We start from the raw sequence: 22,837 nt of genomic DNA, 5'->3' as shown, positions 1-22,837 counted from the left end.
TTCCCTCTCGCCAAACTGTTCAAATGGGCGTAGAGGGAGTCCCATGCTGAAACCCATGCCGCTTTCTGAGGCGCAGAGCCTTCCGTTCTGGCGCCGTCCGGTCACGCTCCTTTTCGTGATGGCATTGACCATGCCCATCGCGTTCAACGCGTGGAGCGCGCTGTTGAACAACTTTGTCATCGAGGTGGCGAATTTTGACGGTGCGGATATCGGTCTGCTGCATACGGTGCGGGAAATTCCGGGCTTTCTGGCCGTCGGCGTGATTGCCGTGATCCTGTTCATTCGCGAGCAGGTGCTGGCGATGATCTCGTTGATGCTGCTGGGTGTTGCAACGGCCGTCACCGCTTGGTTTCCCAGCCTTGGCGGGTTGCTGTTTGTGACGCTGTTCAGTTCGATCGGCTTTCATTACTACGAAACGGTAAACCAGTCGCTGCAACTGCAATGGTTGCCCAAAGACCGCGCGCCGCAGGTGCTGGGATGGCTGGTGGCGATGGGGTCTGCCTCGACTCTGGTGGTCTACGGCCTGATCGTCCTGACATGGGACCGGTTCGATCTGTCCTACAACACGGTATTCATGGCGGCCGGGGGGCTGACGGCGCTGCTCGGCTTGTTGTGCCTGATCGCGTACCCGCAATTCGATGCGCCGACGCCGCAGACAAAGAAGATCATACTCCGCCGCCGGTATTGGCTGTACTATGCGCTGCAATTCATGGCCGGGGCCCGGCGGCAGATTTTCATTGTTTTCGCCGGTTTCATGATGGTCGAGAAGTTCGGTTTTGACGTGCACGAACTGACAGGGCTGTATCTGATCAATCTGCTGATCAACATGACCGCTGCGCCCATGTTGGGCAAAGCGGTGGCGATGTTCGGCGAACGCCGCACGCTGATTTTTGAATATACCGGTCTGGCGATCGTGTTCGCGGCCTATGGCGGTATCTACTGGTTTAGCTGGGGCGTGCTGCTGGCCGCAATCCTATACGTGATCGACCACGTACTGTTCGCGCTGGCATTGGCGTTGAAGACCTATTTCCAGAAGATCGCCGACCCGGCGGATATTGCGCCCACGGCGGCGGTGGCTTTCACGATCAACCATATCGCGGCTGTGTTCCTGCCAGCATTGCTGGGGCTCCTGTGGGTTGTCTCGCCCGGCGCCGTTTTCGGGCTGGCTGCGGCCATGGCGCTGGTCTCGCTGGGTCTGTCCCTGCTGATCCCGCGTCACCCGGAACCGGGCAACGAAACCATCCTGTCGAAATACGCCCCCGCCCCCGCCGAATAGGCGCCGGCGCTTGACCTTGGCGGCCAGTGGCCCTAGGCGCAGTGCGAGATTGGACAGGAGGCCCCGATGCCCACATTCACTGCGCTCACGACACTGAACGGGAAGAAAGCCGCCGAAAGCCTGGGCGAAGCGATGGAGCGTCTGGACCCGGAACCAACCGGTGTGGGCGTGTTCGAGGTCGAAGACGACTCGGGCCTGTGGGAGGTTGGCGGTTACTTCACCGAAGCCCCCGATGAAACCGCGCTGGCCGTTCTGGCCGCTGCGTTCGGGGCGAAGCCCTTTGTCGTTTCGGAACTGCCCGAAACCGACTGGGTCGCGCATGTCCGCCGGGAACTGGCACCGGTCGAGGCGGGGCGGTTCTTTGTCTATGGCAGCCATGATGCGGACAAGCTGCCCGAAGGCCGTATCCCTCTGCTGATCGAGGCCGCGATGGCGTTTGGCACGGGGCACCATGGCACGACCCTTGGATGCCTCAAGGCGTTGGATCGGTTGCTTGACGAAGGGTTCTCGGCGGCGAAAGTGGCAGATATCGGCTGTGGCACTGCTGTTCTGGCAATGGCCGCCGCGCGGGTCTGGGACGGGCAGTTTCTGGCCAGCGATATTGACCAGGTCGCGGTTGAGGTGGCCGAGGCCAACCTGAAGGCAAACGGGATGTCCGGTCAGGTGCTCTGTATTGAGGCGGCGGGCTTCGATCACCCCGATCTGCAATCGCATGCGCCCTATGACCTGATCTTTGCGAATATTCTGAAAGGTCCGCTGGTGGCTCTGGCACCGGAAATTTCAGCGAATCTACGCTCTGGAGGCTACGCGATTCTGTCAGGGATTCTGAACGAACAGGCCGATGACGTCGTTTCCGTTTATTTACAAAATGGGTTCAATACCCATCATCGCGGCCAGATTGGTGACTGGACGACGCTGATCTTAAGCAAACAGGGCTAATTCAGGGCCATTTGCAGGAGTTTTGTGGTTTTTTGCCTCTTTTTTGTCGCAATCTGTATCTACCGTCATTCAAGTCAGCGGGGGGCGGTTTTAGGAGGCTGCCATGACGGTAAAACAACTGGAGTTCGATCAGCGCGTCAATCGCCTGAACAAGAAGCACAGCAAGATGAGCCACGGCTATCGTGCGACGATGCGCAAGGATGGTCTGGTGGTGATGAAACCACAACGCGTCAGATCGGCGATCCCTGCAAAGGTTCTGCTGTTCTGTATCTGCGGGTTCTTTGCCTTCAAGGCGTTTCTGCTGTCCAGCCTTGGTCCGACCGGTTATGACCACCGCATTGACACACTAAGCCAGGGCACCTCGGTTGAGCAGGCAGGAGCCTGGATCATGCAGGTGGACCCGATGACAGAGTTTCTCTCGGTTCAGCTTAACAAAGTCCTCTACTGACTTGGCCTGAATCAAAAAACACCGCGCCGCTTCTGGCTGCGCGGTGTTTTTTTGCTCTGTAAAGGAGCTGTGAGTGGGCGTTTGCCGTCTTAGCGGCGGCCTTCCGCAACGACGTCGATGTCGCCACGGCACAGGCCGATATCTTCCAGTTCACGGTCGGTCAGACCGCTCAGCGCGTTGCGGGTAACGCGGGCGTCATTCCATTCGACAACGGCGTTGACGACCGCTGCGAAAGTTTCGCCGATACGGCCAACGAGGCCGAACGAGCCAGTGGCGGTGCGGGTTGTGTCCAGTGCAGCCATATCCTGTTTCCTTCTGGTTTGTGTTACTGTCTGATCTTGCGATCTGCCGGGCATCTAGTGATGTCATATCGCCGGCACAAGAGCGGAATTTGCATGTGTCCTATGCAATTTCTGCAGAGCTCGGATTTCATTAAAATCCCTTAAATCATTGATGAATTTCTCTTTCAGTAGGTGGCGGAAACAGGACATTCCGGGTCGCAAAAAGGGTCCATCTGTCGCCGTTGAGACAGGTCTGTCGTTTTTGGCCTTTGGGTCAATTCACTTGGAAAATGTTCTTGCTTCGTGCTAGTTGATAAAAAAATCACACGAACCCGAGCAGGCCAAAGGCACAACATGCGAATTCTAGGCATTGATCCGGGGCTGAGAACCCTGGGATGGGGCATCATCGAATCGCATGGCAGCCGTCTGAGCCATGTCGCCAACGGGTTGTGCAAGTCGGACGGGGACGATCTGGGTGAACGCCTTTTGTCCCTGCACAACCAGATCGTCGAGGTCATAGCCGAGTATCGACCGGATCAGGCCGCGATCGAGCAGACATTCGTCAACAAGGACGGGGCTGGAACGCTGAAACTGGGTCAGGCGCGCGGCGTGGCGTTGCTGACGCTGGCGAAGGCCGGTTTGACGGTCGGGGAATACGCGCCCAACCGGGTCAAGAAAACCGTGGTCGGTGTGGGTCACGCCGAAAAAGAGCAGGTGCTGCATATGGTCAAGCTGCAACTGCCGGGGTGTCAGCCCAAAGGGGCGGACGCGGCGGATGCGCTGGCGATTGCTATCTGTCATTCCTATTACGGCGCGGCGCCTCAGGCGCGCATGAAAGAGGTGCGGGCATGATCGGAAAATTGACCGGGCGGCTGGATTATCGCGCGGCAGACCACGTGCTGATTGATGTGCGCGGGGTCGGCTATATCGTCTACTGTTCGGACCGGACCATGGCGGCACTACCGGGTGTGGGTGAGGGCGTCTCGATCTACACCGACATGGTCGTGCGTGAGGACCTCATGCAGCTTTACGGGTTTCTGTCGCTGGTCGAGAAGGAATGGCATCGCCTGCTGTGTTCGGTGCAGGGCGTTGGGGCCAAGGTCTCGCTCGCCATCCTGTCCGCACTGGGACCGGACGGGGTCAGTCGCGCCATCGCGTTGGGTGACTGGGGTGCGGTCAAGGCGGCCAAGGGTGTCGGACCGAAGACGGCGCAGCGGATTGTGCTGGACCTCAAGGACAAGGCGCCAGGCGTGATGGCAATGGGCGGCACGGTGACAGAAGCGATGAGCGGTCCCGAACTGGAAGTGGTCGAATCGTCCGAACCTGCACCAGTCGCCAAACCGACGGTCAGGCCAGTCTCGGGTTCGGCGGCTGCTACTGCGGGGGCTTTGTCGGCCTTGTCCAATCTGGGGTATGGACCGTCCGAGGCAGCATCGGCCGTGGCCGAAGCCGCAGCCAACCTGCCCGACGCGGATGAGGCGGAACTGATCCGGGCCGCTTTGAAACTGCTTGCTCCGAAAGGGTGAATGAATGGTAGACGCCGATCCCGCCCTGCGCCCCGATCCGTTGCCGGAAGACAATGACCGCGCGCTGCGTCCGCAGGGGCTGGACGAATTTATCGGTCAGGCCGAGGCAAGAGCCAATCTGCGCATCTTCATCCAGTCAGCCCGCCAGCGGGGCGAGGCGATGGATCACACGTTGTTCCATGGCCCGCCGGGGCTTGGGAAAACCACGCTGGCGCAGATCATGGCGCGCGAGCTGGGGGTGAATTTCCGCATGACTTCGGGCCCCGTGCTGGCCAAGGCGGGCGATCTGGCGGCGATCCTGACCAATCTGGAATCGCGGGACGTTTTGTTCATAGACGAAATCCACCGTCTGAACCCGGCTGTTGAAGAGGTGTTGTACCCTGCGATGGAGGATTTCGAGCTGGATCTGGTGATCGGTGAAGGCCCTGCGGCGCGCACCGTCCGGATCGAATTGCAGCCGTTCACTCTGGTGGGCGCTACGACCCGCATGGGGCTGCTGACCACGCCTTTGCGCGACCGGTTTGGTATTCCAACGCGGTTGCAGTTCTACACGGTCGACGAACTGCACGAGATCGTCACCCGCAACGCGCGCAAGCTGGGTGCTCCGGCTGATGATGAAGGCGCGCGCGAGATCGCCCGGCGTTCGCGTGGAACCCCGCGTATCGCCGGGCGGCTGCTGCGGCGCGTGGTCGATTTTGCCATTGTCGAGGGCGATGGGCGGATTACACGCGATCTGGCCGATGGTGCCCTGACGCGTCTGGGTGTGGACAACCTGGGGCTGGATGGTGCGGACCGGCGTTATCTGAAGCTGATCGCCGAAAATTACGCGGGCGGCCCTGTGGGAATCGAAACCTTGTCGGCGGCGCTGTCAGAAAGCCGGGATTCGCTTGAAGAAGTGATTGAGCCCTATTTGTTGCAGCAGGGACTGATACAGCGCACTCCGCGTGGACGGATGCTGGCGCAGAAAGCATGGACGCATCTGGGAATGGCGGCGCCCCGCGGGCAGAGCGATCTGTTTGGTTGATGCGGTGCGCCATGGGTTTTATGCCTTCGGCGAGAGTATTTTTGACAAGATGAAGGGTCGGCCGTGACACCGGAAGAAATCGAAGCACTTTTTACGCGTGAAAACGGCGAGTTCCTGTTCGCGCGTTGGGGGCGACCGATCGTGCCGATCGTCTTTGGCGTCGAAGATGATACGCTTTCCGTGATCAAGGGCGCGTTCGAGGCGGTTGTCGCCCTGGCTGGCCACAAGATGGCCGAGACCGATCCGGAACTGGGCGCGAACTGCATGGTCTTCTTTTTTCGCGACTGGCAGGAATTGCTGGAGGTGCCCGATCTGGACCGTCTGATCCCTGATCTGACCCCTCTGGTCGGGCGGCTGATGGAGGCGGATGCCAACCAGTACCGTATATTCCGGTTCGAGGAGGACGGGACCATCCGGGCGGCGTTCGTGTTTTTGAAGATGGATGGCGAATTGTCCAAAATTCCTGCCGAAACGCTTGCGCTGGGGCAGGTGGTACAGACCGTTTTGTTGTGGTCCGATGCTGCGTTCCGGTCGCAGTCTCCGCTGGCCGTGGCTGGCGAGACGACAATTCTGCGCCCTGAAATCGCCGCGCTTATCCGGGCCGCCTATGATCCGATTTTGCCGGGAATGGCGCAGGATGCGTCCCACGCATTGCGATTGTTTGCGCGTCTGGAGCAGCCACAATGAAGCACGTCTTTCCCATTCGGGTCTATTACGAAGACACCGACATGGGTGGTGTTGTCTATCATGCGAATTACCTGCGTTTTATTGAACGGGCACGATCGGACTGGGTGCGCAACCTCGGCAATGACCAGAACGCGATGCGGGATCAGGGGATTGTCTGGGTCGTGCGCCGGATCGAGGCAGATTATCTGTCGCCGGCCAGGTTTGATGATGAACTGATCGTCGAGACCGAGATGGTTTCGATTTCAGGAGTGCGCCTGACCATGGCGCAGCTTGTCCGGCGCGGCGAAACCGAGATTTTCCGCGCCACCGTGACCGCCGTTTGCATCAATAGCGAGGGCAGGCCGATCCGTCTTCCGGCAGAGATTCGCGCATTGATGTAACAATTTACTCAGCCGGGGTGGTTCTGTTGGCTTTTCGATACCAACTGCGTTAGCGTTTGGCAAAACAAGGCCAAATGGCTGTCAGGCAAAACAAAGAGCAGGTTCATGGAAGCTGAAACGCTGGCGCTGGCGCAGGAGATCGACTTCTCCATGTGGGGGCTGTTTGCCCGCGCGACATTTATCGTCAAACTGGTGATGCTGATACTGGTCGTCGCATCGTTCTGGTCCTGGGCGATCATCATTCAGAAACTGATCAATTACCGCGCAGCGCGACGCGAAGCGCAGGTTTTTGATGAATCCTTCTGGTCCGGCAATCCGCTGGATGAGCTGTTCGAACAGATCGGGACGCGACCGGACGGCAGTTCCGAGAAGATATTCGCCGCCGGCATGATCGAGTGGCGCAGGTCACACCGAAATGACGGCGGCTTGATTGCCGGCGCGACGGCACGGATTGACCGGTCGATGGATGTGGCCATCGCAAAAGAGGCGGAAACACTGCAAAAAGGTCTGCCCATATTGGCCACGGTCGGCTCGACCGCGCCATTTATCGGTTTGTTCGGCACCGTATGGGGCATCATGAACGCCTTTATCGAGATCGCCGAGCAGCAGAACACCAACCTTGCCGTTGTTGCGCCCGGTATTGCCGAAGCGCTTTTGGCCACCGGTCTGGGCCTGCTGGCCGCGATCCCGGCGGTGATTTTCTACAACAAGCTCAGCGCGGACAGTGATCGGATCGTTGGCGGGTATGAAGCGTTTGCCGACGAATTCGCCACCATCCTGTCGCGGCAGTTGGACAGCTGAGATGGGTGCGGCGGTTCAGCAACCCTCGGGCGGAAACGGCCGTAGGCGGGGGCGGCGGCGTGGTCGCGCCCAGCCGATGGCCGAGATCAACGTGACGCCATTTGTAGATGTCATGCTTGTGCTGCTCATCATCTTCATGGTGGCGGCCCCGCTGCTGACCGTGGGGGTGCCCGTGGACCTGCCCAAGACGGCGGCCAGTGCCCTGCCGGGTGACAATGAGGAACCGCTGACCGTCACACTGACAGCGGACGGGCGGGTGCAGATCCAGACCACGGACGTCGCGCGTGCCGATCTGATCGGAAAACTCAGGGCCATTGCGGTTGAGCGTACCAGTGACCGGGTGTTCCTGCGGGCGGACGGCGCAATTCCCTACGCGCAGGTGATGCAGGTGATGGGGGCGCTGAATGCCGGCGGGTTTTCGAATGTGGGCCTTGTGACCGATACCGGCGGGCCGACATTTGACGAAGGTGGAGAGTGAGGCCGCGCGGTGGATACCGGCACCAAGATCTCGGCGATTGCCCACGTAGGTCTGATCGGATGGGCGCTATTTGGCGGCACGTTCCGGTCCGAGCCTTTGCCTATGGCCGTTCAGGAGGTATCTGTGGTCACGGCTGAACAGTTTGCTGCGATGACCGCGCAACGCGACGCGCCCCAGGTTCCGTCGCCGCCCGCTGATTTGCAGCAGCCTGAAGAGCCCGAAGTGGCCAACGCCCCTGAACCGACACCCGAAGAACAACCAGAACCCGAGCCGATTGTCGCGTCCGAGCCCGAGCCTGATCCTTTGCCCGAGCCGGTGGAAGCCCCGCCCGAGCCGGAAGTGATCGAACAACCCCCGACGCTGGACCAGCCTGATACGGAAGTCGCTGCGCTGCCGACGCCGGGTCCGGAATCCCTGCCCAATTCCGCTGACAAGGTTGCGCCCGAGCCGGTGGCCCCGCCGCCGCCTGAGGCAAAACCGGATGACATCGAAACCCCCGCCGTATCCCTGGATGAAGGGGCCGAGACCCAGCAGGAGCAACAGGATCAGACCGCGCCCGAGGAAGCCACGGATCAGATCGTGACCGAGGCGGAAGAGACGCAGGAATTGTCGCCCCAGACTTCCCCGCGCCCCCGAACGCGTCCCAGCCGCCCGCAACCTCCGGCCGAACCCGTGGTGGCCGAAGCCCCGGAAGCCCCCGAAGAACCGGCGCAAAGTGACCAGCAGGCCATCGAGGATGCGCTGGCCGATGCGTTGGGACAGGATGACGCGCCATCGGGGCCACCGCTGACCAGTGGTGAAAAGGACGCGATGCGGCTGGCGGTATCGAAATGCTGGAATGTCGGATCGTTGTCGACGGACGCCTTGCAGACCGTCGTTGTGGTCGGCTTTTCTCTGACCCCGGATGGTAAGGTTGTTGGCGGCAGCTTGCAGTTGCTGGACAGCTCTGGCGGCTCTTCAGGGGCTGCAAAACAGGCCTACGAGGCCGCGCGGCGCGCTATTTTGCGTTGCGGAGCAAAAGGATACGACCTGCCTGCTGACAAATACGCGCAGTGGCAGGATATTGAGATTACATTCAATCCCGAGAGGATGCGGATCAAATGATGAAACTTCTGACCAGCCTCTTTATTGGCCTGACGCTTCTGTCGGCGCCGGTTTTTGCACAAAGCGGGCCGCTGCGGCTGGAACTGGATCAGGGTATTATCGAACCCTTGCCCTTTGCCGTTCCAAATTTCGTTCCGGACAGTCCTACCGCGGCGCAATACGCGCAGGACATCTCGCGCGTAGTTGCGGCGGATCTGACCGGCACCGGGCTGTTTCGCGAAATCTCGTCGGATGCGTTCATCAGTCAGGTGACAAGCTTCGAGGCCCCGCTTCAGTTTGCGGACTGGAAGGCCATCAATGCCGAAGCGTTGGTGACGGGCGCGGTCAACGTGTCAGGCAAAAAGCTGACCGTCCGTTTCCGGGTCTGGGATGTTTTCTCGGGTCAGGAACTGGGCAGCGGGTTGCAGTTTGCAGGCACCACGGATGGCTGGCGGCGCATGGCGCATAAAGTGGCCGATCAGGTTTATAGCCGGGTGACAGGCGAGGGCGGATATTTCGACAGCCGGGTTGCGTTTGTGTCGGAAAGCGGCCCCAAGGACCAGCGCCTGAAACGGCTGGCGATCATGGATTACGACGGAGCCAATGTTCAGTATCTGACCGACAGCTCTGCCATCGTTCTGGCCCCGCGCTTTTCCCCTACCGGCGAGCAGTTGCTTTACACAAGTTACGAAAGCGGCAGCCCCCGGATTTACGTTCTGGACGTGGGCCGGGTCAAACGGCGTGAACTCAAGACGCAGGACGGAACGATGAGTTTCTCGCCGCGCTTTTCGCCAGATGGGCGCTCGATCGTCTATTCGCTGATTCAGGGCGGTAATACCGACCTTTGGAAGATGGACCTTGCGTCGGGCCAAAGTGTCCGCCTCACGAACACGCCCGCAATCGAAACCGCACCTAGTTATTCGCCGGACGGTTCGCAGATCGTGTTCGAAAGCGACCGCTCGGGCACGCCGCAACTCTACATCATGCCCGCAGGCGGGGGTGAGCCGACACGCATCAGTTTCGGGCAGGGCCGGTATGGCACGCCGGTCTGGTCGCCGCGTGGTGACCTGATCGCCTTCACCAAGCAGAACAAGGGCCGTTTCCACATCGGTGTCATGCGTACGGACGGCAGTGAAGAACGCTTGCTGACCTCGTCCTTCCTGGACGAAGGCCCCACGTGGTCGCCCAATGGTCGCGTGATCATGTTCACCCGCGAGACCCAGGGCGCAAGCGGACGGGCGACGCTGTATTCGGTGGATATTTCGGGCCGGAACCTGCGCCCGGTCCGCACGCCGGATGGCGGCAGCGACCCGTCCTGGGGGCCTTTGCAGAATTGATCGGGGCAGCAGATCGGCAAAGTTCACATGAAACTCTGGCTGTGCTAAAGAGACGGCAATAAACAAACAAATCCACGAGGCACCTGAAATGAACGTATTGGGCAAAATCCTGGTCTTGGGCACGCTGAGCGTGATCGCGGCCTGTACCAACAATGATCCATCGGCACTGGGCGGCGGCGCAGGCGGCAGCGGTTCGATCCTGCCGGGATCGCCAAGCGACCCACGCTCGCCTGCCTATTTCCAGCAAACGGTCGGGGACCGGGTGCTGTTCGAGGTCGACCAATCCACCCTGACCGCGCAGGCGCAGACCGTTCTGCAGGGGCAGGCCGACTGGCTGATGGCAAACCCGGATTTTGTGGCGATGATCGAAGGTCACGCCGATGAACAGGGCACACGCGAATACAACCTTGCGCTGGGCGCACGCCGGGCGAACGCCGCGCGTGAATATCTGATCTCGCGGGGGGTGGCGGGTAGCCGTCTAACCACGGTCAGCTATGGCAAGGAACGCCCGATCGAGATTTGCAGCACCGAGGATTGCTATTCCAAGAACCGCCGCGCGGTGACGGTGCTGACCGGCTCAACACTGGGGTAAGATGATGCGAATTGCAGGATGGGTTCTGGCGGCGGTCGTGCTGACCGCCGGCGTGGCAAAGGCGCAGGATCAGCAGACGCTGGCGGATATCCGGCAGGAACTGACAGTGCTGCACGTGGAAATCCAGCGCCTCAAGCGCGAGTTTTCGACCACCGGCTCCCCGGCGCCGAACCTGTCCGGCAGTTCCGTACTGGAACGCGTTGACGCCATCGAGGCCGAGTTACAGCGCCTGACCCGGCAGACCGAACAGCTGAACCAACGTATCCAGAGCGTTGTGACCGATGGCACCAATCGAATTGGTGACCTGGAATTCCGGCTGGTCGAACTGGAAGGGGGCGATCTCAGCACGTTGGGCGAAACGTCGACCCTAGGCGGGGAAACCGCGACCGATGTCGCCGTCGCTCCTACGCCGATTGAGCCGACCAATTCGGGTCAGGGTGAACTTGCCGTGGGTGAACGCGCTGATTTTGATGCAGCGTCGCAGGCGCTGGCTGATGGTGACTTTCAGTCTGCCGCAGATGGATTCGCGCAATTCGACACCTCGTATCCCGGCAGTCCGCTTGCACCCGAGGCGCATCTGAGACGTGGCCAGGCGCTGGAAGGTCTGGGCGATACCCGTGAAGCCGCCCGGGCATTCCTGGCGAGCTTTACCGGTGATTCCGAAGGGGCCTTTGCCCCCGAAGCGCTGTTTGAACTGGGCGCCGCGCTGGGGCGATTGGGACAAACCGATCAGGCCTGTATCACGTTGGGCGAGGTTGGGGTGCGTTTCCCATCCTCCAGCACGGTCTCGGACGCCACGCAGGAAATGGCGTCTCTGGGTTGTTCTTGACCCGAAGTGCCGCTTCTCTGACAGCTCAGATCCGCGAGCGACTGCCGAAAACACTGCCGCGCCGTATCGGTGTGGCGGTTTCGGGCGGCGGCGACTCGGTTGCGCTGATGCATCTTCTGCATGGCATAGCACGGGCTGAAGGGGTGACAGTTCTGGCAGCAACCGTGAATCATGGCCTGCGGCCTGAAGCAGCGGCCGAGGCAGAAACGGTGGCCGCGCAGGCAGGAAGCCTTGGGCTGTCGCATGATACTCTGGTCTGGCAAGGGTGGGGTGGCAGCGGAAACCTGCAGGATCAGGCCCGTCAGGCGCGTTACGCGTTGCTGACGGAATGGGCCGGTCGCAATGGGGCGGAGGCCATTGCCCTTGGGCACACGGCAGACGATCAGGCCGAAACCGTTCTGATGAGGCTGGCGCGCGCGGCCGGCGTCACCGGCCTGTCATCGATGCCGTCTGTTCGCGCACGAGACGGGGTTTTGCTGCTTCGACCGATGCTGGATATCTCGCGTCAGGAACTGCGCACTTATCTACGCGGGATCGGCACTGATTGGATCGAGGACCCGTCGAATCACGATACCCGATTTGACCGGATCAAGGTGCGGCAGGCTCTGGCAAGCCTGGAACCGATTGGCATCACCGCGCAGTCTCTGGCCCGGGTGGCTGAAAATCTTGCACAAGCCCGTGATGCTTTGGCGCGGTATACGCAGGAATCCGCCCGCAAGATCACCGAAGTGAAAGACGGCGCTGTCTGCATTGATCCCGCAGGTTTTGTGGCTTTGCCGCGCGAGGTCCAGCGCCGCCTTCTGATCGCGACCATCAACTGGATAGCGGGAGAGGGGTATCCTCCGCGCCAGTCAAATGTGGATCAGGCGCTGGAAGCATTATTGAATCGCCGGACCAGCACCATCGGAGGCTGTCTGGTCTTCACAGAACGCGATAATGCGTGGATTTGCAGGGAACTAAAGGCGGTTCAGGGTGTATCAGCCGCGTGTAACCAGCCTTGGGACCGACGCTGGGTGGTGTCCGGCCCCACCATTCCAGATGCCGAAATCCGCGCGCTGGGCGAGGACGGGCTGAAACAATTACCGGATTGGCGTGAAGCACGCTTGCCCCGGCGCGCACTGATGTCCACGCCTGCGGTCTGGACAGGCGATACGGTCGTGTCTGCCCCGCTTTCCGGATCCCCAAATGGTTGGCATGCCGAAATGATGCCAAATTGGCCCGAGTTTTATGCTATGATTTTATCGCATTGAACCTGCCACAATCCTCTCTATTTTAAGGAGCAAGCGGCGGATCCTCACCTGCCGAAATCTGTTGGGAGATTTTTCTTGGGCAACGCTCGTAATATCGCTTTCTGGGTCGTTCTTTTTCTGCTGATCCTGGCATTGTTTAATCTGTTCAGCGGTCCTGGCGGATCGCTTCAGAATAACGAAAGAACCTATTCCGACTTTGTCAGCGCAGTTGAGGGCGGCGAAGTCAAGAATGTGACACTGGACGGCGAGCAGATTCGCTATACCACGCAAAGTGGTGCCAGCTATGTCACCATCAAGCCCGGCGATGCCGAAGTCACCAAACTGCTGATCGACAAGAACATCCCCGTGCGCGCTGAAAAGCAGCAACAGTCGGGTTTCCAGTCGTTCCTGATCACACTGCTGCCCTTCCTGCTGCTGATTGGTGTCTGGGTCTATTTCATGAACCGGATGCAGGGCGGCGGCAAAGGCGGCGCGATGGGCTTTGGCAAGTCCAAGGCCAAGATGCTGACCGAAAAGCATGGCCGCGTTACATTTGACGACGTGGCGGGGATCGACGAGGCGAAGGAAGAACTGGAAGAGATCGTCGAATTCCTGCGCAACCCGCAGAAATTCTCACGTCTTGGCGGCAAGATCCCGAAAGGCGCGCTGCTGGTTGGCCCTCCGGGTACCGGTAAAACGCTGTTGGCCCGTGCGATTGCGGGTGAGGCGGGTGTGCCGTTCTTCACCATTTCGGGCTCGGACTTTGTTGAAATGTTCGTGGGTGTCGGCGCATCCCGTGTGCGCGACATGTTTGAACAGGCCAAGAAGAACGCGCCCTGTATCGTATTCATCGACGAAATCGACGCCGTGGGTCGCCACCGTGGCGCCGGTTATGGCGGTGGTAACGACGAACGCGAACAAACCCTCAACCAGTTGCTGGTCGAGATGGACGGGTTCGAGGCCAACGAAGGCGTGATCATTCTTGCGGCCACCAACCGTAAAGACGTTCTGGACCCCGCGCTGCTGCGTCCGGGCCGTTTCGACCGTCAGGTCACTGTGGGTAATCCGGACATCAAGGGTCGTGAGAAGATCCTGGGTGTCCACGCCCGCAAGACTCCTCTGGGCCCCGATGTCGACCTGCGTATCATTGCACGCGGTACGCCGGGCTTCTCGGGTGCTGATCTGGCGAACCTTGTGAACGAGGCGGCCCTGATGGCTGCCCGTGTGGGCCGCCGCTTTGTCACCATGGAAGATTTCGAGAACGCGAAAGACAAGGTGATGATGGGGGCCGAGCGCCGCTCGATGGTTCTGACACAGGACCAGAAGGAAAAGACCGCCTATCACGAGGCCGGTCACGCCGTGGTCGGCCTGACCCTGCCGCTGTGCGATCCGGTCTACAAGGCGACGATCATCCCGCGCGGTGGTGCCCTGGGTATGGTGGTTTCGCTGCCGGAAATGGACCGCCTGAACTATCACCGCGATGAGTGTGAGCAGAAGCTGGCCATGACCATGGCGGGCAAAGCCGCCGAGGTGATCAAATACGGTGAAGATCATGTGTCGAACGGTCCGGCCGGTGACATCATGCAGGCCAGCCAGCTGGCGCGCGCCATGGTGATGCGTTGGGGCATGTCCGACAAGGTCGGCAATATCGACTATGCCGAGGCGCATGAGGGGTATTCAGGCAACACGGCCGGATTCTCGGTTTCCGCGCACACCAAGGAACTGATCGAGGAAGAGGTGAAGCGCCTGATTCAGCAGGGTTATGAACGTGCGCTCGAAATCCTGCACGAGAACGGTGAAAGCTGGGAACGCCTGGCACAGGGCTTGCTGGAATACGAAACGCTGACAGGTGACGAGATAAAGCGCGTCATGAACGGCGAATCGCCCGGCGAGGGGGATGACGAAGGCGACAACACCGACGAGGGTAGCGCGCCCAGTGTCACCGCGATCCCGAAGACCAAGGTCAAGAAGTCTCCGCCCGAAGGCGGGATGGAGCCGGAACCTTCGGCTTAAGAACACGGACCCGGGCAATGTCCCGGGTCTTTTTTCTTTCCAATCAAAAAAACTGGGTTTCTGTGCCGTGTTATCGCACACCGCCTGAAAGGGGTGACATGCCCGTATTGCGCCAAACCGAATACACCGCCGAAGTTACCTGGCTGGGGCACGTTCCTGCCGGCAATAGTATTCGGGCCAAGTCGGTCGAGAGGCTGGATCTGGATTTCGCGGGTGATCCCGGCGCGCGGCACGAAGGTGTGAACCGGGCCTCCTGCGTTCGCATGACAAACCTCTATCCGAAGGGAACGGAAATTCGAAATGTCCGGCAGTTGTCGGTATTGTCAGCCGAGCAACTGGACGAGATTGCTACGGAGATGAGCCTGACCCGGCTGGACCCGTCCTATCTGGGCGCCAGCCTGGTGTTGCGCGGAATTCCCGATTTCACCCATGTGCCGCCAAGTTCCCGTCTGCAGGCCGCAAATGGCCTGACGCTAACGATCGATATGGAAAACCGTCCCTGCATCATTCCGGGACGCGAGGTGGAGGCCGACCTGCCGGGACATGGCCCTGCCTTCAAACCGGCGGCGCAGGGGCGCAGGGGCGTGACCGCCTGGGTCGAACGTCCGGGTCAATTGAAGCTGGGTGACAGCATGAAACTGTTCGTGCCGGATCAGCGGGCCTGGGCACCTTCCGGTACCGGCGTTTCCGATTAGAAACGCGGTAAACACCCCGACGCCGTTTCGCGGCACAATTATGTCGGAATCCATAGCCATCCGTTTTGTACACGACGGTATGGATTGCACAGCGCCGACGCTCAGCGTCGGTTTTGCACGGCATTCAACCAGGGACCCTGCCCAATGAGCTATAAATCCGACATCGAAATCGCCCGCGAAGCGAACAAGAAGCCGATTCAGGAAATCGGCGCTAAAATCGGCATCGAGTCCACAGACCTGCTGCCATACGGTCACGACAAAGCAAAGGTCAGCCAGGACTTCATCAACTCGGTGCAGGACCGTGAAGATGGCAAGCTGATCCTGGTGACCGCGATCAACCCGACCCCGGCAGGTGAAGGCAAAACCACCACCACCGTTGGTCTGGGCGACGGCCTGAACCGCATCGGCAAGAACGCGATGATCTGTATCCGCGAAGCCTCGCTGGGCCCGAACTTCGGGATGAAGGGCGGCGCTGCAGGTGGCGGTTACGCGCAGGTTGTTCCGATGGAGGAAATGAACCTGCACTTCACCGGTGACTTCCACGCCATCACCTCTGCCCACTCGCTGCTGTCGGCCATGATCGACAACCACATCTACTGGGGCAACGAGCAGGCCATCGACATGCGCCGCGTCGTGTGGCGCCGCGTGGTCGACATGAACGACCGCGCCCTGCGTCAGATCACCTGCTCGCTGGGCGGTGTCTCGAACGGTTTCCCGCGTGAAGCAGGCTATGACATCACCGTGGCATCTGAAGTCATGGCGATCCTGTGCCTAGCAAACGATCTGAAGGATCTGGAGAAACGCCTGGGCGACATCATCGTCGCTTACCGTCGCGACAAGACGCCGGTCTACTGCCGCGACATCAAAGCTGAAGGCGCGATGACCGTTTTGCTGAAGGACGCCATGCAGCCGAACCTGGTGCAGACGCTGGAAAACAACCCGGCCTTCGTTCACGGCGGTCCTTTCGCGAACATCGCGCATGGCTGTAACTCGGTCATCGCCACCAAGACCGCTCTGAAAGTCGCCGACTATGTCGTGACCGAAGCGGGATTTGGTGCCGATCTGGGTGCCGAAAAGTTCATGAACATCAAATGCCGCAAGGCGGGCATCGCCCCGTCTGCCGTCGTGCTGGTTGCCACCGTGCGCGCGATGAAGATGAACGGCGGCGTTGCCAAGGCCGATCTGGGTGCCGAGAATGTTGATGCCGTGAAGTCGGGCTGTGCCAACCTGGGCCGCCATATCGAGAACGTGAAGTCCTTCGGTGTGCCGGTTGTCGTCGCGATCAACCACTTCGTCACCGACACCGACGCCGAAGTGCAGGCCGTCAAGGACTATTGCGCCGAGCATGGGGTTGAGGCGGTTCTGTCCCGTCACTGGGAACTGGGCTCGGAGGGATCCGAGAATCTGGCCAAAAAGGTTGTGGAAATCGCCGATGCCGGTACTGCGAACTTCTCGCCGATCTATCCGGACGACATGCCGCTGTTCGAAAAAGTCGAGACCATCGCCAAGCGCATCTACCGCGCTGACGAGGTGCTGGCGGATTCCAAGATCCGCAACCAGCTGAAGGAATGGGAAGCCGCCGGTTATGGCAACCTGCCGGTCTGCATGGCAAAAACCCAGTATTCGTTCTCCACCGATCCGTCCCTGCGTGGCGCGCCCACCGGCCACTCGGTTCCGGTGCGCGAGGTTCGCCTGTCCGCTGGTGCCGGTTTCATCGTGGTTGTCTGTGGTGAGATCATGACCATGCCCGGTCTGCCGCGCAAACCCGCCGCGGAAACCATCTGCCTCAATGACGCAGGTGAGATCGAGGGCTTGTTCTAAGCCGCTGAATGAGACATCTCGTGGTCCGGGGAATCCCTGGGCCATGAGGAGATTGCGATGCCCACTCTGACACTGCCGCAAGACTGTCTTTCCATGCAGGAATTGCGGGTTCAGATCGACAAGCTGGACCGCCAACTGATTGAGATGTTGGTGACGCGCGCAACTTACATTGACCGCGCGTCCGAGCTGAAACCGGGCGAGGGTCTTCCGGCCCGAATTCCTGAGCGAGTTGAAGATGTGGTGCAAAAGGTACGTGTGAGCTCGGACAGACTGGGCATGGACCCTGATCTTGCCGAAGATCTGTGGCGTATCTTGATTGATTGGTCGATTGCACGCGAAGAAAGTGTGCTCGGCCCTGACTGAATGACCGGGCGCTTCTGGCGCCCGATCCGCTTTTGAAAGAAGGGATCAAAGGATGGTAGCTCAAGTCATCGACGGCAAGGCCTTTGCGGCCAAAGTCCGCGCGCAGGTGGCCGATCAGGTTGCAAAGCTGAAAGAGGAAAACGGCATCACGCCCGGCCTGGCCGTGGTTCTGGTGGGCGAGGATCCGGCCAGTCAGGTCTATGTCCGTTCAAAGGGCAAAATGACCGTCGAGGTCGGCATGAACTCGTACGAGCACAAGCTGGATGCCGAGACCTCCGAGGCAGACCTGCTGGCGTTGATCGACAAGCTGAACAACGATCCCGCCGTGCACGGGATTCTGGTTCAGCTTCCGCTGCCCAAGCATCTGAACGAGGATCTGGTGATCAACTCGATCGACCCGGCCAAGGACGTGGATGGGTTCCATATCTCGAATGTGGGCCTGCTGGGTACCGGTCAGAAGTCGATGGTGCCCTGCACCCCGCTGGGTTGCCTGATGATGCTGCGCGACCACCATGGGTCACTGTCGGGTATGGATGCTGTTGTGATCGGCCGGTCGAACATCGTCGGCAAGCCGATGGCGCAACTGTTGCTGGGTGACAGCTGCACCGTGACCATCGCGCATTCGCGCACCAAGGACCTGCCGGACGTCGTGCGCCGCGCCGATATCGTGGTTGCCGCCGTAGGCCGCCCCGAGATGGTGCCGGGCGACTGGATCAAGGAAGGGGCGACCGTGATCGATGTGGGCATCAACCGGATCGAGCGCGACGGCAAGAACAAGCTGGTCGGAGACGTCGACTATGCCAGTGCGGCCGAACGCGCCGGTGCGATCACACCGGTTCCGGGCGGCGTTGGCCCGATGACCATCGCTTGCTTGCTGGCCAACACGCTGACAGCGTGCTGCCGCGCGAACGGTTTACCTGAACCCGAGGGCCTGACCGCTTGATCGCGGAAGATTGCGCGCAATTTCAGCGCTCAACCGATGCTTTGGAACGGCCGGGCAGGGGAAACCTTCCCGGCCGTTTCCTCATTGAGAGACAACATTAATTTTGAATAAACGGGTTTGAATGTGATCAAATAGGTGATAAGTTATTAAATCCAGTTGGTTAAATGCGAAATGCATGCCGCTCGAAGTGATTGTAACGGACCTCAGCGGATTGCCCGTCGGAACAATATGAAGTCAAAACTGAACCTGATCATAGCCGCTTGCACCCTTCAACGCGTGGTGGCTGGATTGGTTTTCGTTCCGCTGCTGGCTTACACTTTTCCACCTTTTTTGGACGTCGCATTGCCGTTCGGCATGCGATTGACATTCTGGGCCGGTGTCATGGCACTGGCAATCGCCGCGACATGGCTTTCCAGAAAGTTCATCTATGAACATCTGTCTCAGGACTATCTTTCGGCCCGAGACGTTGTCTTCTCTGCCGTCATCCTGATCCTGTTTACACCGGCATTGTGGCTTTTGGCCTGGCTGCTGTTCACGATTGGCGGACAGGAAGCCCCAGGTGCCCTGGCGGTCTTACCTTACGGGGTGCTGTTCTCGACCGGCCTGATTCTGGTCGGCCGGACGGAACCCGGACATCCAAAGCCGACCGGAGTGCCAGAGCAGATGCCGCGTCTGGTCAGACGTCTTCCGGCGGGTTTTCAGGGCCGGATCTATCGTCTGACGGTTCGGGATCACAATGTGGATGTCGTCACCTCTGAGGGTACGTTTACCATTCGATCGCGTTTTACGGATGCGATCGACGAGATGGAGCCGATCCCCGGTCATTGCACACACCGATCCCATTGGGTGACTGATGATGCAATTGTCAGCACCGAACGGACCGACGGAAAGACTTTCGTCCGGCTGCGTAACGGCGACCTTGTGCCGGTCAGCCGAAAATACAGACCCATGTTGGAACAGGACGGGCTGATCTGAACTAGCGCGGCATGGGAATGATCTGTGGCTGTGGCCCGGTCAGAATGGCTTTGGCCTGTTTGTCCATCAAGCCGGCCAAGGCCGCGTCGGTACTGCGCAGACCGCCCGTAAACGTACCGTAGGCCGGCATTATCAAACGCGCCTGATCCAGCAGGAACGCCGGCCGGGTGATGGACCGGCCACGCACGCGTAAGCTCGCCTTGGGGTGGTAGTGGCCCGAAACCTCGGCCCGGCCAGAGGGTTCGGCGATGTGGCGGAATACCAACGGTCCAAAGGAGCACTCGGACAGATGCGTTCCGCCCAGTTCGACAGGTCCGGGATCGTGGTTGCCTTCGATCCAGATCCAGTCCCGGCCAGCCTGCAGGGTGACGATCTGCAATTGATGGTCCGGGATCAATGACTGTGCGGCGTCCAGATCGTCGAAGCTGTCACCCAGGCAAATGACCGTCTCGGCGCGGGTGTGGTGCAGGTCCGCCGCCAGCCGCGTCAGCGTGTCCTGTGTGTCATAGGGCGGCAGCGCGGCCCCGCCGCGCCGGGCCATGCGCTCGGACTTGCCCAGATGCAGGTCGGACACGCACAGCAAATTCCGATCGGGCCACCACAACGCCCCGGACCCCAAAGCGTGCAGGGATAGACCGGCAAAGGTAAACAACAGGCTGTTCATGATCCGTTCTTTGCCTTTTTCCCGACCCAAGGCAAGCGGATTAGCCGCTCTCTAATCCCGCAGCCTGCAAAAGCCGCGCGCTTTCCTCGGCCAATAGCCGTTCTTCGGCGGCCCCTTTGACGGGCACTTTGCCGACCTCAAGAAACAGCGGCGCGGCCAGGGGGGAAACTCTGTCCAGCCGAAGAAGATCGATGCGGTCGCCGATGCGCGCAATCATTTCCTCGATCCGGCCGAAGTCCACCAGACCACGCATGGCCTCTTCGCGCGTGATCTGCATCAGCAGGTGGTCCGGGTCATATTTCAGCAGCGTGTCATACAGTATGTCAGACGAGAACGTTGCCTGCCGCCCGCTCTTGCGCTGGCCGCCGGTATTCCGTTCGATCAGCCCCGCGATTGTCGCCGAGGCGCGAAAGGTACGCTTCATCACCGCGTTGCCCGCCAGCCATGTCTCGAGCCCCGCCCGCAATGCTCTGTGTTCGAACAGGGGGCGCGGATCGGTCACCGCATCCAGTCCCCAGATCAGCGTGGCATAGTCGGTGGCGACAAAGCCCAATGGTGCCAGCCCGGTTTCCTCCATCCGTTTGGTCAGCAGCAGGCCCAGCGTTTGCTGGGCGTTTCGCCCGGCAAATCCGTAGACACACAGATTTTCGCGCCCGTCATTGGGAAAACTTTCGATCAGCAGCCGGTCGCGTTGGGGCAGACGGGACATGTTGCGTTGCAGGGCCAGCCACTCGGCGGTGTGCGGCGGCAATTGCGGCCAGTTGTCCTGGGCAAACATCCGCAAGATGCGGTCGCTCAACTGCGTGGAAGTGGCAAATTTCGTGCCGGAAAACGTGGCGATCTTGGGTTTGCGATCAGCGCGGCGACTGACCTCGACAACCATTTCGCGCAGGCCTTCATAGCGGACGATTTGCCCGCCGATCAGAAAGGTATCACCCTGCGTCAGCGAAGCGGCAAAGCCCTCTTCGACCTCACCCAGGGGTTTGCCGCCCCGGTTGCGTTTCAGGCGCACTTTCAGGGTGTCGGTATCCTGAATCGTGCCCAGATTCATACGGATACGCTGCGCGGCGCGCGGGTCGCGCAGTTGCCAACGGCCATCGGAGCGCTGCTGCAGTCGTTGCCAGCGGTCATAGGCGCGCAGGGCGTATCCCCCAGTGGCACAGAACTCCAGACAGGCGTCGAACTCCGGGCGCGACACTTGGGCAAAAGGCCCTGCCATCGTCATTTCCGCATAAAGGTCGTCCGCATCGAACGGCCCTGCGGCGGCGGCAATTAGAATGTGCTGGCACAACACGTCCCTTGGGCCGCGCCCGCGCGGTTCGCCATCCAGATCATGCGCCTGGACGGCTTCAAGCGCTGCGACGCATTCGACAACTTCGAACCGGTTGGCAGGCACCAGCAAAGCCTTGGAGGGGGCGTTGTATCGATGATTGGCGCGACCAATGCGTTGCACCAGTCGCTTGACGTTCTTGGGCGCGCCGATCTGGATCACCAGATCCACATCACCCCAGTCGATGCCCAGATCCAGGCTGCCGGTACAGACAATGGCGCGCAACTCTCCGCGCACCATTGCGGCTTCAACCCTTTCGCGTTGCTGCCGGTCCAGACTGCCATGATGAATGCCGATGGGCAGACCCTCGTCATTTGCGAGCCACAGGTTGTGAAAAAAGATCTCGGCCTGTGCGCGGGTGTTGTGAAAGATCAGTGTCGTCTTGTGTTGCCGGACCTGCTCCAGCACGGCCGGAATGGCATAGGCCGCGCCGCCGCCGGACCATGGTGGCATCTCGGTTGTTTCCAGCATCGAGATATCCGGGTCAGGGCCGGGGTCGGCCTGAATGATCCGGCAGGTGTCAGGATGGCGGGCAAGAAATCGGGCGATGGCATCGGGGTCTTCGACAGTTGCTGACAGGCCCACGCGGCGTAGGGCAGGGCACAGGCTTTGCAGGCGCGCCAGTGCCAGCATCAACTGATCGCCGCGTTTGCTTTCGGAAAGGGCGTGGATCTCGTCAACGATCACCCGCTGCACGCCTTTGAACATGCGCGGCGCGTCCTCGTACGAGGTCAGCAGCGCCAGACTTTCGGGCGTCGTCAGCAGGATATGCGGCGGATCCACGCGCTGGCGTTTCTTTTGCGTGGCTGAGGTGTCGCCGGTCCGGTCTTCGATCCGGATCGGCAGGCCGATTTCGTCTGCCGGGCCGCGCAGATTGCGCCGGATATCCGCCGCCAGCGCCTTGAGCGGCGAGACATAGAGTGTGTGCAGGCCCTCGTGCGTGCCATCGGCCAGTTCCGCCAGCGTCGGCAGGAAGCCGGCCATGGTCTTGCCGCCACCTGTGGGTGCGATCAGCAATGTCGCCGGGTCTTGTGCCCGGTCGAACATGTCCTGCTGATGCGGGTGGATGGACCAGCCTTTGGCTGAAAACCAGTCGGTGATCCGGGCGGGAATCTGCGTCATT

Annotated in this window: 24 protein-coding genes; 21 read left to right on the top strand and 3 right to left on the bottom strand. The window is 60.4% G+C overall.

Going from position 1 to position 22,837, the window contains the following annotated elements:
• The first annotated feature begins 43 nt into the window (after positions 1-43).
• The 3 genes from ACR0J8_RS09340 (at position 44) to ACR0J8_RS09330 (ending at position 2,663) form a co-directional block, all read left to right on the top strand.
• Entirely contained in the window at positions 44-1,276 is a 1,233-nt protein-coding gene (locus ACR0J8_RS09340; RefSeq protein ID WP_480524834.1) for an MFS transporter, read from the top strand.
• Between the two features lie 66 nt (positions 1,277-1,342).
• Positions 1,343-2,215 carry a 50S ribosomal protein L11 methyltransferase gene (locus ACR0J8_RS09335; RefSeq protein ID WP_480889821.1) on the top strand — a complete coding sequence of 291 codons (873 nt, stop codon included), beginning with the start codon at positions 1,343-1,345 and terminating at the stop codon, positions 2,213-2,215.
• A gap of 103 nt (positions 2,216-2,318) precedes the next feature.
• Positions 2,319-2,663 carry a hypothetical protein gene (locus ACR0J8_RS09330; protein WP_170678184.1) on the top strand — a complete coding sequence of 115 codons (345 nt, stop codon included), beginning with the start codon at positions 2,319-2,321 and terminating at the stop codon, positions 2,661-2,663.
• Between the two features lie 89 nt (positions 2,664-2,752).
• Here the strand turns inward: ACR0J8_RS09330 and ACR0J8_RS09325 are convergent, their stop codons facing one another.
• Positions 2,753-2,965, bottom strand: coding sequence for a DUF1127 domain-containing protein (locus tag ACR0J8_RS09325; RefSeq protein ID WP_170613332.1), 213 nt, complete (start codon positions 2,963-2,965; stop codon positions 2,753-2,755).
• A gap of 333 nt (positions 2,966-3,298) precedes the next feature.
• On the opposite strand from ACR0J8_RS09325, the gene ruvC reads away from it, so the two are divergent.
• From ruvC to ACR0J8_RS09235, 18 genes are all read left to right on the top strand, one after another.
• Positions 3,299-3,796 (top strand): crossover junction endodeoxyribonuclease RuvC, encoded by a 498-nt coding sequence (ruvC, locus tag ACR0J8_RS09320; protein WP_170613330.1) that lies wholly within the window; start codon positions 3,299-3,301, stop codon positions 3,794-3,796.
• Positions 3,793-4,470, top strand: coding sequence for a Holliday junction branch migration protein RuvA (gene ruvA / locus ACR0J8_RS09315; RefSeq protein WP_480524830.1), 678 nt, complete (start codon positions 3,793-3,795; stop codon positions 4,468-4,470). Before ruvC ends, ruvA begins: the two co-directional genes overlap by 4 nt.
• A gap of 4 nt (positions 4,471-4,474) precedes the next feature.
• Positions 4,475-5,494 (top strand): Holliday junction branch migration DNA helicase RuvB, encoded by a 1,020-nt coding sequence (gene ruvB, locus ACR0J8_RS09310; protein ID WP_170807742.1) that lies wholly within the window; start codon positions 4,475-4,477, stop codon positions 5,492-5,494.
• 63 nt (positions 5,495-5,557) lie between these two features.
• Positions 5,558-6,181, top strand: coding sequence for a hypothetical protein (locus ACR0J8_RS09305; protein ID WP_480524827.1), 624 nt, complete (start codon positions 5,558-5,560; stop codon positions 6,179-6,181).
• Positions 6,178-6,561, top strand: coding sequence for a tol-pal system-associated acyl-CoA thioesterase (gene ybgC, locus ACR0J8_RS09300; protein WP_480524825.1), 384 nt, complete (start codon positions 6,178-6,180; stop codon positions 6,559-6,561). Before ACR0J8_RS09305 ends, ybgC begins: the two co-directional genes overlap by 4 nt.
• Before the next feature lie 105 nt (positions 6,562-6,666).
• Complete coding sequence (tolQ, locus tag ACR0J8_RS09295) at positions 6,667-7,362, top strand: protein TolQ (RefSeq protein ID WP_170807745.1); 696 nt, start codon at positions 6,667-6,669, stop codon at positions 7,360-7,362.
• Position 7,363: 1 nt separating this feature from the next.
• Positions 7,364-7,840, top strand: coding sequence for a protein TolR (gene tolR / locus ACR0J8_RS09290; RefSeq protein WP_170807746.1), 477 nt, complete (start codon positions 7,364-7,366; stop codon positions 7,838-7,840).
• Between the two features lie 9 nt (positions 7,841-7,849).
• Positions 7,850-8,944 (top strand): energy transducer TonB family protein, encoded by a 1,095-nt coding sequence (locus tag ACR0J8_RS09285; protein ID WP_480524823.1) that lies wholly within the window; start codon positions 7,850-7,852, stop codon positions 8,942-8,944.
• Entirely contained in the window at positions 8,941-10,260 is a 1,320-nt protein-coding gene (gene tolB, locus ACR0J8_RS09280; protein WP_170613314.1) for a Tol-Pal system beta propeller repeat protein TolB, read from the top strand. The genes ACR0J8_RS09285 and tolB overlap by 4 nt, the downstream gene beginning before the upstream one ends.
• Positions 10,261-10,348: 88 nt before the next feature.
• Positions 10,349-10,852, top strand: coding sequence for a peptidoglycan-associated lipoprotein Pal (pal, locus tag ACR0J8_RS09275; protein ID WP_480524820.1), 504 nt, complete (start codon positions 10,349-10,351; stop codon positions 10,850-10,852).
• A gap of 4 nt (positions 10,853-10,856) precedes the next feature.
• The gene (gene ybgF / locus ACR0J8_RS09270; protein WP_480525024.1) at positions 10,857-11,681 is read left to right on the top strand and encodes a tol-pal system protein YbgF; all 825 of its coding nucleotides are present in this window, start codon (positions 10,857-10,859) and stop codon (positions 11,679-11,681) included.
• The gene (tilS, locus tag ACR0J8_RS09265; RefSeq protein ID WP_480524819.1) at positions 11,678-12,931 is read left to right on the top strand and encodes a tRNA lysidine(34) synthetase TilS; all 1,254 of its coding nucleotides are present in this window, start codon (positions 11,678-11,680) and stop codon (positions 12,929-12,931) included. The genes ybgF and tilS overlap by 4 nt, the downstream gene beginning before the upstream one ends.
• 75 nt (positions 12,932-13,006) lie before the next feature.
• A complete protein-coding gene (ftsH, locus tag ACR0J8_RS09260) occupies positions 13,007-14,923 on the top strand; it encodes an ATP-dependent zinc metalloprotease FtsH (RefSeq protein ID WP_170613308.1) in 1,917 nt (638 codons plus the stop codon).
• Between the two features lie 98 nt (positions 14,924-15,021).
• On the top strand, positions 15,022-15,618 hold the full coding sequence (locus ACR0J8_RS09255) for an MOSC domain-containing protein (protein ID WP_480524816.1): 597 nt from the start codon (positions 15,022-15,024) through the stop codon (positions 15,616-15,618).
• A 144-nt stretch (positions 15,619-15,762) separates the two neighbouring features.
• Positions 15,763-17,439 carry a formate--tetrahydrofolate ligase gene (locus ACR0J8_RS09250; RefSeq protein ID WP_480524815.1) on the top strand — a complete coding sequence of 559 codons (1,677 nt, stop codon included), beginning with the start codon at positions 15,763-15,765 and terminating at the stop codon, positions 17,437-17,439.
• A gap of 57 nt (positions 17,440-17,496) precedes the next feature.
• Positions 17,497-17,802, top strand: coding sequence for a chorismate mutase (locus ACR0J8_RS09245; RefSeq protein WP_170678160.1), 306 nt, complete (start codon positions 17,497-17,499; stop codon positions 17,800-17,802).
• 52 nt (positions 17,803-17,854) lie between these two features.
• On the top strand, positions 17,855-18,745 hold the full coding sequence (gene folD, locus ACR0J8_RS09240; RefSeq protein ID WP_170613300.1) for a bifunctional methylenetetrahydrofolate dehydrogenase/methenyltetrahydrofolate cyclohydrolase FolD: 891 nt from the start codon (positions 17,855-17,857) through the stop codon (positions 18,743-18,745).
• 228 nt (positions 18,746-18,973) lie between these two features.
• A complete protein-coding gene (locus ACR0J8_RS09235) occupies positions 18,974-19,720 on the top strand; it encodes a LytTR family DNA-binding domain-containing protein (protein WP_170613298.1) in 747 nt (248 codons plus the stop codon).
• 1 nt (position 19,721) lies between these two features.
• Here ACR0J8_RS09235 and pdeM read toward each other — a convergent pair whose 3' ends face one another.
• Both pdeM and ACR0J8_RS09225 read right to left on the bottom strand, forming a co-directional pair.
• A complete protein-coding gene (gene pdeM, locus ACR0J8_RS09230; RefSeq protein ID WP_480524812.1) occupies positions 19,722-20,384 on the bottom strand; it encodes a ligase-associated DNA damage response endonuclease PdeM in 663 nt (220 codons plus the stop codon).
• 40 nt (positions 20,385-20,424) lie between these two features.
• Positions 20,425-22,836 carry a ligase-associated DNA damage response DEXH box helicase gene (locus ACR0J8_RS09225; protein ID WP_480889809.1) on the bottom strand — a complete coding sequence of 804 codons (2,412 nt, stop codon included), beginning with the start codon at positions 22,834-22,836 and terminating at the stop codon, positions 20,425-20,427.
• Position 22,837: the final 1 nt, after the last annotated feature.

The organism is Ruegeria sp. N11 (assembly GCF_056531525.1).
Note: the sequence above shows the minus strand (reverse complement) of the source record. Positions and strands in the feature narration are given on the sequence as shown.